Here is a 13,492-nt window from a genome sequence, read left to right as displayed (position 1 = left end):
CATCGTAAACCAATCAGGGCTGTTTGCGAAGCAGATAAAATGATTGCCGGAAGTTAGCTTGCTTCCGCAGCTTCCTGTCTGGGATTCCGGGGATAATACCGTTCCGGCAGTCGCTCGATGTGGGGGAAGAACCGAGTGTCCTTATACGGCATCTTCATGAAGCCTGATACACCCAGCCCGCTGATCTGATTTACGGCGGCCAGGATTTCGTCCAGTCGCTGGCGAAACTCGTCTTCTTTTTCCGGATCAAGCAGGCAGTACTGGCTGTGAATTTTGAGATGGCGGGGCAATGCCTCAAAAATAATCATGCCGGTGTGGCGAATGGTGTTGAGTGCTTCCAGGGACTTGATAATGGTTTGCGGCAGTACCAGAAATTCCTCCGGGTCTGGACCGTCTTCAAAGTAGGAGTGTACCCGTGAGCGGTCTTCTACTTCCGGTGCCGAGCTTACCTGATAGGGTATTCGCATTTCCTGTGGTGCCAGGAATGGTTGGTCTGGCTCGTCGCGCTCAATGTGCAGAGTATCCCGGGCGTTGAACAGGCAGCTTTTGAAGATACCCTGGCGGTAAATTGCCTGAGCCAGGTTAACCATGTTGTTCACGGCCGTGGTGAAGGCGTTTTTGAGCTCCGGGTCGTGCAGATTCAACGAAGTATCCACGTAAATACCGTCAGGTTCCCAGCGCACTGCCAGCCCGCCTTCCACTGGGTAACGGCCAAGCCGGCTGACGGCTGCCAGGAACGCTTTTTCGGTTTCCCCCATGCCCTGCATGAAGTTTTTATAGTAGCGGTCGAGTTGCACGTCGTTGACGTCGTTCAGGGTTTCCGGAGCTCCTTCCTGACGGAGAAAGGATTTCCGGGAACTATAAACCACGGTGTCGATTTCCCGCCCGGAAAGCCGCGTCCAGATTGGTACCAGCGGTGTGGGTGCAGGTTCTGGCAGGTCGATCATCACTGTCCGCCCCATGCGGGGCATTTCTTTCAGATAATAGTCACCGGCCTGCCTGCGCCGTTCAGGATCCGGGTTCAGCATGCCTTCGAGCATGCGGGCGAACTCCATGGGTAATCCTAGCGATGTGGCGGGTATGGCCTGGTGGCCAAAGCGGCAGGACTGTCCGGAGGCGAGCGCGTACAGGGTGGCTGCTGCACCTTGCTCGTCAAACCTCGGGGAAGATAAGCCGCCATACAGTTGTTCTTCGCCAATGAAGTAGACGTCGCCAAGGCGGGCGTTGGTCTGCTGCAGGTTATCCGACATCAATTCCATGACATTGGGGCTCAGGAACTGTTGGTTGGCGTCCAGCTGGGCAAATACCGAAGAGCCCCAGTCGATCAGGGCAATGTTCTCGGTTTCTCCGTCAAAGACCAGATTGGAGGGCTTGATATCGCCATGCACGATGGGGCGTTTGTCGCTGCCGGACTCGCGCCGCAGATTGCGCAGGATATCGGCTAACTGATCAGCGATGCGGATAATCAGACGCGGGCTCAGCCGGCCTTGCTGCAGGGACACTTCCTCCAGGTTAAAGCCGGGTGCCCGCTCCATGACCAGAATCGGCTGTTTGCCGGCGCGGTGAAAGGCGATCAGGCGAGGTACCCGGGGGTGCTCTACCTGTTCCAGAATATAGGCTTCGTCCTCCAGCCGGTCGTGAAGGTGTTGGGGCAGGGTGATGCGGGTGAACTTGAACACGTGTTCGAGATCACGCGCACCTTCCAACTGCAACCGGCCGGAAAACACAAAGCCGTAGGCGCCCTTACCAATCATCGCGATATCGTCGTAGCCCATCTGCCGGAGCTGCGTTGTACACAACGCAACCCAGTCTTTCAGCTTTCTCGCATCATCGTGACTGAGCAGATAAACCGACTGCTCTTCCGGGATGTAGAATTGCTGCAGCTGGGACGGTTGCGGCGACTGCGACATCGGCTGTGATGGGTCTGATGGCGCCATACAGGTCAGCCCATATGCAGAAGCATGGATTGTGGTGATTCCAGGTAGCTCTTCCACAGATTATTGAACCGGGCGATGGTGCCGCCGTCAATAATGCGATGATCGCCAGCCCAGCTGATCGTCATTATCGCGCGTTCAGCCACTTGCCCGTTGGCATCAAAACGAGGCAGCTTCTGGGTGCGTCCGAGAGCTACAATAGCCACCTCCGGAGCATTGATGATGGGTGAGGCGTAAGTGCCTCCCAGTGCACCAATGTTGGAGATGGTAATGGTGCCACCTTTGAGATCCGCCTGGCTTACCCGGCCTTCCCGGGCTGCTTCGGTCAGCCGGGTGACTTCGTCAGCAATCTCCAGCAACGTAAGCTGATCCACGTTTTTGACGTTGGGTACGAGCAGGCCGATCTTGCTGTCCACGGCCATGCCTACGTTACAGTTCGGCTGGTAGTGGATTTCGGTGACATCCTCGTTGAGCTGGCTGTTGAGCACAGGGTATTCCCGCACAGCGAGCGCTATGGCTTTCATGATGAAAGGCATGAGTGTGAGGCGGGAACCCCGTGCTTCGGCTTCGGGCTTGAGTTGCTGGCGCAGGCTCAGCAACTCGGTGACATCAATGTCTTCACTGAAGTTGAAGTGCGGGATGGTCGATGCAGAGACCACCATGCGTTTGGCCATCACCGCCTGCATGCCTTTAATGGGTTCTATGCGAACTTCCTGGTTCTGCGCGTCAGCCCTGCGCATTCCGCTCGCGGGGGCTGATGAACCGCCGGAGGCAGGCTGTTCCAGGTGGGTCAATACATCAGATTTGAGTACGCGGCCATCCTTGCCAGAACCTTCAATGCTATCGAGTGTCAGTTCGTTTTCACGAACGAGCCGACGTACAGCAGGGCTGGCGGGGGTGCGCGGTGCCTCAGGGGAGACAGCTGATTTTGCGGCTGGCGCTTGTGCAGATTCCTGCGTTTTTTGCGGCTCTGCCTGCTTTGCCTCCGGCGTCTTGCTGTTGCTCTCCTCGCTTGTTGCAGCCTGTTCCGCTGAGCTCTGATCAGAGCCTTCACCGCTTTCATCAACCAGTTCAAACAGGGGCGCATGCACTTTTGCTATGTCGCCTTCTTTCCAATACAGGCGCGTCACCCGGCCCTTATAGGGGGCGGGAATCTCTACCAGCGCCTTGTCGGTCATAACTTCGGCGACCGGCTGATCCTCTTCGATCAGGTCACCTTCACTCACCAGCCATTTGACCAGTTCACATTCCACGATACCTTCGCCGATATCGGGCAGTATAAAATCACTCATCGTTGTTCTCCTGTCCGGATATCCGCTTAGAATTCGACGCTTTCCCGAATGGCCTCATAGACCTTCAGGTGGTTGGGGAAGTGCTCTTTCTCAAGCACCAGCGGGAAAGGCGTGTCTATCCCGGTGACCCGTGCGATCGGTGATTCCAGATAGAGGAAGCAGCGCTCCTGGATCGTGGCGGCGATCTCACCGGCAAAGCCGCCCGTGAGGGGGGCTTCGTGGGTGATCACCAGGCGCCCGGTTTTAAGCACGGATTCGGCGACGGTTTCCACATCCCAGGGCAAGATGGTGCGCAGGTCAATGACCTCGCAGGAGAAGCCTTCTGCTTCGGCCAACTCGACGGCTTTGTCGATAACTTCCATCTGGGCACCCCAGCCCAATACCGTTACATCGCTGCCTTCTTTCAAAACCTCGGCTTCGCCGATAGGCAGTTCATATTCGCCTTCTGGTACCTCGCCTGTGGAGGCGCGATACAAGCGCTTGGGCTCGAAGAACAGCGTCGGATTGGGATCGTTGATGGAGGCCAGTAGCAGGCCTTTAGCCTGATGCGGGTTGCGTGGCACTACGATTTGCAGGCCCGGTGTATGGGCGAAATAGGCCTCGGGCGATTGGGAGTGGTAAAGGCCGCCGGCTATGCCGCCGCCGTAGGGGGCACGAATCGTCAGCCCACCCACGTTAAACAGGTTGCCAGAGCGATAACGGAACTTGGCCGTTTCGTTGACGATCTGATCAAAGGCCGGGAATATGTAATCGGCAAACTGGATCTCAGCCACCGGATACGAGCCCTGGGCCGCCAGACCGTTAGCGAATCCGATAATGCCTTGCTCAACCAGAGGCGTGTTGAAACAGCGGTCTTTGCCATACTTCTGTTGCAGATTGCTGGTAGCCCGGAATACACCACCAAAAACACCGACATCTTCGCCAAAGCAGAGAACGCGGTCGTTGGCGGCCATCGCGATATCAAGCGCATCATTGATGGCTTGCAGCATGTTCATCTTCGCCATGTTACGCCCCTCCTTTAACGTGTTCGGCCGACTTTGGATACTCGTCCGGGTACTTGCGGATGTGCGATTTGAGTTTTTCATATTGTGCCTTCAACGCAGGAGGCACCTCGTCGTAAACATCCGTGATCAGAGATTCCAGTGGGGGAGGGGGGAGCTTCTGGGCTCGCTTCATGGTTTCGAGCACCTCGCGGCGCAGGCGCTCCTGCAGTTCTTTCTCTTCGCTTTCACTCCACCATTTTTTCTTCGTGAGCCAGTTTTGCATGCGCAGGATGGGATCTTTCTCACGCCACACAGACTCTTCGTCTTTACTGCGGTAGCCTGACGGATCATCGGATGAGGAGTGTGCGGCCAGGCGATAAGTCATGGCCTCGATCAGAACTGGCCGGTTCTGTTCCACGGCCAGTTTTCGGGCGGCCTCGGTGGCCTGATAAACCGCAAGAATGTCATTACCGTCTACCCGGATGACGTCCATCTTGTAGCCGTAGGCGCGGGGCGCGACGCCATCGGCGGCGAACTGCTCAACGGCCGGGGTAGAGATGGCATAACCGTTGTTACGACAAATGAAGATTACCGGCACGCGATGAACGGTTGCCATATTCAGGGCCGCGTGGAAATCGCCTTCTGACGCTGCACCCTCGCCAAAATAGACCACCGTGCAATGCCCGTCGCCAGCCATTTTCTGGCCATAAGCATAACCGGTGGCCTGGGGAATCTGTGTGGCCAGCGGTGAGGAAATGGTCATGTAATTGAGCTTGCTGGACCCATAGTGAACCGGCATCTGGCGGCCTTTTCCATAGTCCCGTTCATTGCCGAACAGCTGGTTCATGAACTCGTCAATGGTAAAGCCGCGATAGGCCAGGGAGCCCTGCTCACGATACTGAGCCATGATCATGTCGGCATCGTCCAGCGCGGCGGTGCTGCCGATAACAGAAGCCTCTTCGCCTGTGCACTGCATATAAAAGCTCAGGCGCCCCTGGCGTTGAGCTCCCAGCATGCGTTCATCCAGCACACGGGTTGTTACCATCGCATGATAGATTCGAAGCGCTTTTTCTTTGTCGATGTCAGGAGCCTTGCCGCCTTTGTAGAGCGAGCCGTCCTGTTTCAGGAGTTTAAACGTCGGGATACGGAACTCCGCACCGTCGGTAAAAACGGGGGAGTAAACGGTTTTTGACTTTGTTGTTGTCATAAATCCTCGTCCTGGGGTGATGGCTTGAGGAACAGAATGCCCCTTGTGAGGGCTTCGTTAAGTTACGGAGCCTTTTGTTCTAACTGCCGGTGGTTTCCAGAGTATAGAACGCAATATGCAACCCTGCCGGTGTTGCGATGCGGCTCCTGTTGCCAGCTTTACCGGTTCGGGTAAAACCAATAAAGCTCGGCAAAGTTGACCTTAACGTAAAGTGCGAGATTTGGGTAGTGTTTGTAACGAGGAGGGTCAGGTTTGTCGACAAAATAAGAAAACGCGGCTTCGGGTGTGATTGAGCCGCGTTTAATTCATGGGGACTGAGTTACGGTATGACATTTTCGGGAATATCTATATCCAGATCCCTGATCTGTTTAATGAGATTCAGCCTGTACCCAGGCAGGTCTTTTATCATGACCTCCCTGTAGGCTTCGACCTCCTCTCCCGTGTAGGGTTTGAATCCGTCAGGGGCACTTCCTGATGCAATTCCGTCGTCTGTCAGCATCCAGTTGAGTAAGTCGGCTAACTGCTGGTTGTTAAGAGCAGACAGCGATGAGCCTGGAACCTGTATGAGAAACTCACGGCCTCCTTTTACCTTCAGAAAGTTCCCGACAAAGCCTGTCATCATGGGAACATCATTTCGAGGCGAACCCTCGCCGTTTGTCAGATGGCAGCCCAGACATTGCAGTTGATAGTTCACCGAGGGTGAATAACCGGCTTGCTGCAAAGGCGTTTGCCGGGCTTCGTTACCCGGTGCCGGTTTCTGGCCAGGGTCGGGAATAACCCTTGCCTCCCCCGAAGGGGAGGCAACCAGAAGGGCTAAAGTCAAAGCACTTAGCAGTGCACGCATTGTCAAGCTCCTGGGGTTGCTACACCCCGAATAACCGCTACTGTGCAATTGTAGACACTGCTGTCGGTGCCGAGACACCAGTTGATGTCATTGTTATTGAATGGCCGGTACATGGGCTCTTCACTGTCGTTCCGTGTACAGGCGCATTGGGCACAGCTGTGTTTGCCACAGCAATCGTTGTAGGAAATGATGTAGTCGATGCCGTCGGCCGGGTTGCGGCAGGTGCCGACCCAAGTGACTTGTGAGGATTCCGTTCCAGGTGGGCAGCTGGTTACCGAGCCGCCACAGCAGCTGCATAAAAAACCATCAACAGAACAGTAGCGCCAGTAGTCACAGCTGGTTGGATCCCCTGGGTCCCCAGCTGAAGGCGCTCCGGCAGCCAGAGCTTTGCCCGTTCTGTCGATTGGAAGAAGTGCTGGAGCAGCCACACCGACAGCCATAAAGGATCCGAATCTTGCGATGAACTGCCGCCGCCCCGTTGTATTGGCCACGTGACGTGACGAGCGTTCAAAAAAGCGATCAAGAAATTTCATTTTGTTTTTCTCCTTAATCAGGATGGCGTGTGAATACCCGGGGATGCGGACTGGGTCTTCAAATAATCCTGAAGTGTTGATGAGCCCAGTATCTCGGTCTCGAAAAGACTGTCCAGATGTTCCCTGGAATTTACCAGGCCCTTGGCCTTGAGAGTGCCGGCTTTATCGATTAGCACCGCATACGGCAGCTTGCCAATCTGATAGGTCATGCCGACTTCAGGGCTTACAACATAGGTAGACTTTTCAAGCCCTGCCTCGGCAATGAGCTTGTCATGTTCTGCGGCGTCGCCGTCACTGACGTAAACAACGTCCACATCTTTTGCCGACCGGCTGATGGCTTTGATTGCAGGGATCAACGTCTTACAGATGGGGCAGGTGGGCGAAAGAAAAAAGAGAAGAGTTGATCGTTCACCGGCATAGCCCAGGTTGACCGGGCGCCCGAAACGGTCTGGTGCCGTAACTTGCGGGGCAGGCTGGCCAACTTCGATGCCCTTATCGAGCATAAGTGCGCCGGCAGGGGCAATTCGTGAATGTAAAACGCCAATTTGTCGGATAAGGCCGAGAAGAACCAGGGAGGTGGCTATCAGCAGAAGCCAAAGCAAAATGTTTGAAACGATGAGTGCTTGCATCTTATTTTTCTCCTGACATTTTTAGTAGTAGTGGTCTATTGGCAAGCCAGAGATCTGTGGCTGTGTATAACAAAATCAGCACGGTTCCTGCGGCAATCATTACGAAGCTGTCGTGCAGGCTGAGCGAACGGTCAAGCATAGGTAGTAAAGCGCAAAGGGCCATGACTGCCAGTAGCAGGTTGCGAGCAAATAAAGCGGGTTGCAGTGGCTGTCGCATTGCCGGCCCGGAGCAGCCACAGTCGATATCTTTGCGACCCCGCGCCAGGTTGATGGCGATGGCCAGTGTGTAAGCAGCAATAAGTATGAATGCCAGAGCCGCGGCATAAGGTCTACTGATGCTCCATAGCAGGCCAACGGCAATCGTGAGCTCCGCCAGCGGCAGGGCTGTTGCTACGATGGGTACCGTGAGCCCTGGGACTAGCTCATACTCTTGCACCTGGCGGCGAAACCAGCCGGGGTGCCGAAGTTTATGGCTGGCAGCGCTGGCGAAGATAACGCTCAGTGCCAAAGCAGCCGCTGTGCTGATAATAGGGTCTATCATCATGTCACCTCTTAATGATTCAGTATCAGCGTCGGAGTTTTCGTAACGCCTTCCATTGTTCCCGTATGTTCGCCAGTGGAAAGGTCAAATATCTCCAGCCCACCCTCAATATTTGAGCCCAGTAGTAAAGGCGTGTTGTCTGAGGTAGCACTCAGGCTCCAGATGTAATTAGGGGATTCCAGTGTCCCGATTTTTTCGCCGGTTTTCAGGTCAAACTCCCAGATAATCTGGCTTGGGTCTTCCCAGTTATGGGGCTTATGGTCGGGGTGCATCAGCACGTAAAGGCGATTCAGCTCCGGCGCGGCTGTGAGCAGTTGCCAGCCGCCCGGTGCCCAGCCTTCGGCCATTTCTTCACGCGTTACGAGCGACCAGCGTGGTAAAAGCTTTGGTTTGTCTCCTGATAAGTCCAGAGGCAGAACTTCCCCCAGAGTAGTCACGAAGTAATAGGTCTCTCCAATAACGGTTGCTCTTTCAACCAGCTTGACCACATCCGGGTCAAAAAATGTGGTTCTTGTGCGGTCGGTTTCTTGACCCTCATCGTTCAGCGTAATCATCTGCAGCGATCCGTCTCCGCAGAGGGAAGCAAACCGGCGCTCACCCACCGGGTAGTTAAGAATGCAGCCGTTGATCGTAATTTCGTTAACCATCTCTTTCTTGGTGGTATCGACGACGGTTACAGAGGTAGATGGAGTGAAGTTGTATATGTAGACGAACTTGTCATCACTACTGGTCGCTAGCGAAAAACGTTCAGTCAAGGTGAAGGCACGTTGGCTTGGTAACTCAAGCTCCCACGACGGAGATAAGGTTTGGCTATCCCAGGCGGTGAGGACATCTGTGCGCTCCCCGCGCACGTAACGCGTGTAGTAGAAGTCAGCGGTGAAGATGGTCTTCCTGTCCTGAGACAGTGTCGCAGGAGCAGCGTGACCTGTCGGTATCATGCCCAGGTATTTCTGGTTATCGGGGTCAATTACCACAACCCGCGTAGAGACCATGTTGTTGAACTCAAAATCCACCATGTAGCTTCGATGGTCATCAGGCAGCGGGAGGGTTGTCTTGCCAACGGTTTCGTTGGGTAGCCGCGCATTCGCGCTCGCAGCAACAAGGCTGGACGCTACCATCAGGCAGCACGCCAGTTTTTTGGGTAGGTACATTGTTTAGATCCTCGATGTTGTTTTTCTGTTGTTTCGTTATTTGCCGCATCCCGGAAATGCGGCAGGCTGTTCTATTTTTTTATGCTTATCACTCGGCTCTGGGTGACTGCTTTCAGGCCGTCAATGCCGAATTCCACGCCGTAGCCGGATGCTTTGTTCCCGCCAAAGGGAACCATAGGATGAATCGCGCCGTGCTGATTGACCCACACAGTCCCGGCTTCCAATCGGGTTGCAAGCTCGATTGTTTCTTCCGGTCTGTCTGTCCAAAGGGAGGCGCCGAGGCCTGCGTCGAGCCGGTTTGCGGACTCGAAAGCATCATCCAGCTCCCGATAGCGAATGATTGGCAAGGCAGGTCCAAACTGTTCTTCATCAACCAGCCTCTGGCCGTCCATAATGTTGCCGACCAGCGTAATTGGCAGGAAGTAGCCTTGTTCGGGTACTTCGCCAAATTCACGGACGTCGCAACCGGCTGATCTGGCGTCGGACACAAGGTTTCTGACTTTTTCAAATTGCATTTTGTTCTGGAGGGGGCCAATCAGCACCGATTCATCCATGCCGTCACCTATTTTCATCTGGCTGGCGATTGCACTGAGTTCGGACATGACGGCCTCGTAGTCGTCCTCCTGAACATAGAGACGCTTGATGCAGGCGCATGTCTGACCCATGTTCAGGAATGCCCCCCAGAACAAATCATTTGCTATGCGTTTAATGTCCGTTCCCGGTAGAACGATGGCGGCATCGTTGCCACCCAGTTCCAGGGTTATGGGAGCCAGATTGCTGGCGGATGCTTTGACAATATGGCGGCCTGTGGCTTCGCTGCCGGTAAACATGATTTTGCTGATATCGGGATGATGGGTCAGCTTGCTGCCAATGTTTCCGTCACCGGTTACGGTGTTGAGCACTCCCGGCGGGAGAGCCTCGCTAATCAGCCTTACCATCTCTAACGTTGCGATAGGGGTGTATTCAGAAGGCTTCAGGACAACGGTATTACCCATTCTTATGGCGGGGATGATTTGCCAAATGGCTATCATCAGGGGCCAGTTCCATGGGGCGACTGCCGCAACAACTCCTAGTGGAACACGATGTAATGTATCTTTGCGCTCATCATCTTCGTATACCGTCTCTGGTGGGAGTTCCAGACTAGCCGGGACCTGAGTCCATCCGACACAGGCTTGCATTTCAAAACGCGAGCCGGGGCCGGACAGGGGTTTGCCTTGCTCCCGTGTGAGCAGTTCTGCCAGATACCCCGAGTTATCTTCAAGGATCTGAGCGATTTTCAAAGTAATGTCGCGTCGTTCCCCATCACTTCGTTTTGCCCAGGTTTTCTGAGCGAGCAAGGCCGCATGAACCGCTCGGTCGACTTCCTGTTCGTCGCTCTCTGGCGCATACCCCAAGGATTGACCGTTGGCAGGATTGAATATTTCGTACCTGCTCGCGGGTTCTGCAAGGTTTCCGTCCACAGTATTCCGGTAAGTCTGCATGTATCAGGTCTCCAGCTGTTGATGTTCAATGTTGTTCTTGGGCGAAGCCATATTGGTGCCCCGCTGGCCCCTTGTTTAAAAGGCAATAACCGCCATGATTTGAGCGTATGTGTTCAGGTCGTTGTCCTGGAGCTGGCTGCCGCCATCAGCCCCACGGTTCTCGGGTTTAAAAAAACCGATGAGAGGGCTCAGGAATAGATGGTCGTTAACGGCCCACTCGGCGTAAAGGTCGAATTCCTGGCTATCCAGTGTCCCGCTTCCTTGAGCAGTGTCACTGAAGTCGAAAAATAAAGCGCCAATTGCGACGGTGGGGGAGGGGTAAGCTTTTATGCCAAGGTGAAGTACATCTGTGTCGCTGTTGAATGGCCCGGCGTAGTTCGCGGCAACCTCACCCTGGAACCAGGTTCCATACCCGCGATTAAAACCGAAAAACAGAGGGTCAAAGTCTTCCTCGAACGTGGAGTAGCGGATATTCACGCTTGGAGACCACGACTGTTCACTAAAGCTCCACCCGGCTTCCATATACCAGGCCCTGGCATCCTCACGGCTGGTGTCACCCTGGCCCTGGGTTACAAACTCAGCCGAAAGAAAAAGTGGCTCGACGCCGGCATTACCCTGATACCTGAAGCTGGTAGTGTCCTGGCCATCTCTGGCCGTGAGTCCAAGCGCCTGAGCATATCGGTCGTTTACGCCCAGACCTTTTAAATGCATCAGGCCGAAGGTTCCGTTGCGCGATACATACTCAAGGTTGATGCCAGTCAGTTCGGTATCGGCCTGGGCATTATTGTCCGATTCAACCCAGAACAAATCCGAGCGTAATCCTGTGTTGCCTCCAATTCGAACCAATGCGGTTTTGTCGAAGGCCTTTCTCGCCGCAAGCCAGTACGCCCCGCCGCGATCAAAATCAAAGCCTCCCCCATTCAACCCCTCGCCAAAATTCAGGGCATCGCCGTTTATGAGGAAGCCATCGCCAATGGCGAAGTTCTGGCTGCCAAACGATACGTCCAGGCCGTTGTGGCCGAGAAATGGCAGGTAGTCACCGGATTTGAAGCCAATATAGGCATCCTCAAGATCCGTGTTGCGCTCGTCTCCCGTGCTGAAACCGCCGGCATCGCCCTCACCGAACGTACCCGACGAGACAGCACTAACGCTTCCGTAAATTGAAGCGTTTTTACCTAAAGAGTAATTACCCGATAGGCCGTATTTGAAATAGCCTTCTTGCCAAGTAGCCCCGCCTCGGTCGGAGTCATACAGATAGTTCTTGTCACTTTTAAAAATGCCGGCGGCTAGCTCCAGGTCTGCATTAAGTTCGTGGTTGTCACTGTTTGAAATTTCGACTGCGGAGGCCGTTGGAACCGCAAGACCGGCAGCAAGAAGACATAAAAAAGCATGTCGCAGTTGATTGTTCTGATGCATTGTTCAGCCTTTTTTGTTTTATGTTTGAAGCTGGCTCAGAAGTAACTTGTGCAGCTGCCTCTGGCCTTCGTCGGCATGGGTGCCGTTATGTCTTCTATTTTTATCAACTCAGCACGCTGCGGGCTTTCTCTTCGGTGCCAGAAGGTTTCGTTGTTGTGCCAGTATGGCGAAAACACATGGTTGGCCTGATACCCCTTTCTTTGATATTCGTAGGGGCTTGTATCAAAATCCGGGCGCAGGCTCTCGGAACGATTCCTTGACTTTTGATTGTTTTCTAGTCAACTTCATGGCCAATAATTACTAACAAGAGCAAGAGGTCATAAACGTGTCCTTACGTACTGGCGGGACTGATGATTTCGATAGATGGATCAGCAATATCAATGATATATGCGGGCCATTTTTGGCGAACCCAGTAGGAGATGAATTTTCAGGATCTGTCGAGAAAGTAGGTGGATCGCTGGATATGTCCAGGGTTAGTATCCGAGGCGCAGATCTATATCGAACCCCCAAAGAGATACAGAAAAGTGGGGTGCCGGACTTTTTTTGTGTTTTCCAGATCCAGGGTTGTTCGCTGGTGGAGCAAGTCGGGAATCGTTCGTCTCTGACGCCAGGGGACATTGTACTTGTGGATTCCGCATTACCGTTCCGGTTTTCCTATCAAAAGCTGGCGCAACAGATATCTCTCATTTTGCCGCGACAGATTATTGAGCGGATATTGAATCTCAGTAAGGTTGAACTGGGCGTAAAAATTCCGGCTGACTCACATATTGCCGGCTTTGCTACCAAGCTGGTGCTTGAAGCCTCTCGGCATGAAAATCTCGACATAGAGGAAGGTGCGGCGATTCTCGATTCGCTGGCCACCTTGATTAAACCGTCAGTCCTTAAGAGCGTCCATAGTACCGAGCCTTACGACAAGATTTTCAGGGCCGCTTCAGAGTTTGTTAAAAACAATATCGGAGAACCTGGCCTTAACGCATCGATGGTTGCCAACTCAGTCGGGACATCGGTCCGGAGCCTTCATCGAGCATTTGCGGGTAATTCGATCACTTTGTCAGAATATGTGAAGGCTCAGAGGCTGGAAATGTGTGCTGATTATATCAGGGCAAATAGCGGGAGGTTGAGCCTCACAGAGGTTGTGTATAGGTTTGGCTTTGGTAGCTCCAGTTATTTCTCCACCGCGTTCAAGGGGCGCTTTGGAATGACTCCCTCTGACTTCAGGAAACGCTGTTCCCCAAGCTGATATTTATTTTGTCTATTGGCTGGCATCAAGCCAATTCTGTATTTCAACTGTTGCCCCTTTCTGTTCATTTTTTTCGCCCGTACCCCGAGAAATTATAGATGGTTGCTTGGCTGGTTTTTTTGCCTGGACGCGTAATACGTCGGCTTTTGTAGATGAGCATTTTTCTCAGAAACTATAGACTGCGCATTACGCCGGCGCCTTACGCCGCATCTGAATGGAATCTTGAAAAAGGTGAAGGGGT

The 13,492-nt window shown here is 53.8% G+C and carries 12 protein-coding genes; 1 reads left to right on the top strand and 11 read right to left on the bottom strand.

The window, feature by feature from the left end; translation table 11 throughout:
* Positions 1-53: 53 nt before the first annotated feature.
* The 11 genes from Q4501_RS11330 to Q4501_RS11280 form a co-directional block, all read right to left on the bottom strand.
* Positions 54-1,937, bottom strand: a complete 1,884-nt coding sequence (locus Q4501_RS11330) for a protein kinase (protein WP_303596347.1) — start codon at positions 1,935-1,937, stop codon at positions 54-56.
* Positions 1,938-1,942: 5 nt separating this feature from the next.
* Positions 1,943-3,226, bottom strand: a complete 1,284-nt coding sequence (locus Q4501_RS11325; protein WP_303596346.1) for a 2-oxo acid dehydrogenase subunit E2 — start codon at positions 3,224-3,226, stop codon at positions 1,943-1,945.
* 26 nt (positions 3,227-3,252) lie between these two features.
* Entirely contained in the window at positions 3,253-4,230 is a 978-nt protein-coding gene (locus tag Q4501_RS11320; RefSeq protein ID WP_303596345.1) for an alpha-ketoacid dehydrogenase subunit beta, read from the bottom strand.
* Between the two features lies 1 nt (position 4,231).
* The gene (locus tag Q4501_RS11315) at positions 4,232-5,416 is read right to left on the bottom strand and encodes a thiamine pyrophosphate-dependent dehydrogenase E1 component subunit alpha (protein WP_303596344.1); all 1,185 of its coding nucleotides are present in this window, start codon (positions 5,414-5,416) and stop codon (positions 4,232-4,234) included.
* 319 nt (positions 5,417-5,735) lie between these two features.
* The gene (locus Q4501_RS11310) at positions 5,736-6,260 is read right to left on the bottom strand and encodes a cytochrome C (protein WP_303596343.1); all 525 of its coding nucleotides are present in this window, start codon (positions 6,258-6,260) and stop codon (positions 5,736-5,738) included.
* A gap of 2 nt (positions 6,261-6,262) precedes the next feature.
* Positions 6,263-6,793, bottom strand: a complete 531-nt coding sequence (locus Q4501_RS11305; protein WP_303596342.1) for a methylamine dehydrogenase light chain — start codon at positions 6,791-6,793, stop codon at positions 6,263-6,265.
* Between the two features lie 17 nt (positions 6,794-6,810).
* The gene (gene mauD, locus Q4501_RS11300) at positions 6,811-7,422 is read right to left on the bottom strand and encodes a methylamine dehydrogenase accessory protein MauD (RefSeq protein WP_303596341.1); all 612 of its coding nucleotides are present in this window, start codon (positions 7,420-7,422) and stop codon (positions 6,811-6,813) included.
* Between the two features lies 1 nt (position 7,423).
* Positions 7,424-7,966 carry a MauE/DoxX family redox-associated membrane protein gene (locus tag Q4501_RS11295; RefSeq protein WP_303596340.1) on the bottom strand — a complete coding sequence of 181 codons (543 nt, stop codon included), beginning with the start codon at positions 7,964-7,966 and terminating at the stop codon, positions 7,424-7,426.
* A gap of 8 nt (positions 7,967-7,974) precedes the next feature.
* Positions 7,975-9,114 (bottom strand): amine dehydrogenase large subunit, encoded by a 1,140-nt coding sequence (locus Q4501_RS11290; protein WP_303596339.1) that lies wholly within the window; start codon positions 9,112-9,114, stop codon positions 7,975-7,977.
* Between the two features lie 71 nt (positions 9,115-9,185).
* A complete protein-coding gene (locus tag Q4501_RS11285; RefSeq protein WP_303596338.1) occupies positions 9,186-10,595 on the bottom strand; it encodes an aldehyde dehydrogenase family protein in 1,410 nt (469 codons plus the stop codon).
* A gap of 75 nt (positions 10,596-10,670) precedes the next feature.
* The gene (locus Q4501_RS11280) at positions 10,671-11,993 is read right to left on the bottom strand and encodes a hypothetical protein (RefSeq protein ID WP_303596824.1); all 1,323 of its coding nucleotides are present in this window, start codon (positions 11,991-11,993) and stop codon (positions 10,671-10,673) included.
* A 343-nt stretch (positions 11,994-12,336) separates the two neighbouring features.
* Between Q4501_RS11280 and feaR the strand changes: the two genes are divergently transcribed.
* On the top strand, positions 12,337-13,251 hold the full coding sequence (gene feaR / locus Q4501_RS11275; RefSeq protein WP_303596337.1) for a transcriptional regulator FeaR: 915 nt from the start codon (positions 12,337-12,339) through the stop codon (positions 13,249-13,251).
* Positions 13,252-13,492: the final 241 nt, after the last annotated feature.

The sequence above is a fragment of the Marinobacter sp. 2_MG-2023 genome (genome assembly GCF_030546935.1).
Classification (GTDB): domain Bacteria; phylum Pseudomonadota; class Gammaproteobacteria; order Pseudomonadales; family Oleiphilaceae; genus Marinobacter.
The sequence above is the reverse complement of the archived record's forward strand: the minus strand, read 5'-3'. Positions and strand labels throughout refer to the sequence as shown.

Coding starts and splice junctions, on each gene's coding strand:
- Q4501_RS11330 (WP_303596347.1), bottom strand. CDS start 1,937: ATGGCGCCATCAGACCCATCACAGCCGATGTCGCAGTCGCCGCAACCG.
- Q4501_RS11315 (WP_303596344.1), bottom strand. CDS start 5,416: ATGACAACAACAAAGTCAAAAACCGTTTACTCCCCCGTTTTTACCGAC.
- Q4501_RS11325 (WP_303596346.1), bottom strand. CDS start 3,226: ATGAGTGATTTTATACTGCCCGATATCGGCGAAGGTATCGTGGAATGT.
- Q4501_RS11295 (WP_303596340.1), bottom strand. CDS start 7,966: ATGATGATAGACCCTATTATCAGCACAGCGGCTGCTTTGGCACTGAGC.
- Q4501_RS11320 (WP_303596345.1), bottom strand. CDS start 4,230: ATGGCGAAGATGAACATGCTGCAAGCCATCAATGATGCGCTTGATATC.
- Q4501_RS11305 (WP_303596342.1), bottom strand. CDS start 6,793: ATGAAATTTCTTGATCGCTTTTTTGAACGCTCGTCACGTCACGTGGCC.
- mauD (WP_303596341.1), bottom strand. CDS start 7,422: ATGCAAGCACTCATCGTTTCAAACATTTTGCTTTGGCTTCTGCTGATA.
- Q4501_RS11310 (WP_303596343.1), bottom strand. CDS start 6,260: ATGCGTGCACTGCTAAGTGCTTTGACTTTAGCCCTTCTGGTTGCCTCC.
- Q4501_RS11290 (WP_303596339.1), bottom strand. CDS start 9,114: ATGTACCTACCCAAAAAACTGGCGTGCTGCCTGATGGTAGCGTCCAGC.
- Q4501_RS11285 (WP_303596338.1), bottom strand. CDS start 10,595: ATGCAGACTTACCGGAATACTGTGGACGGAAACCTTGCAGAACCCGCG.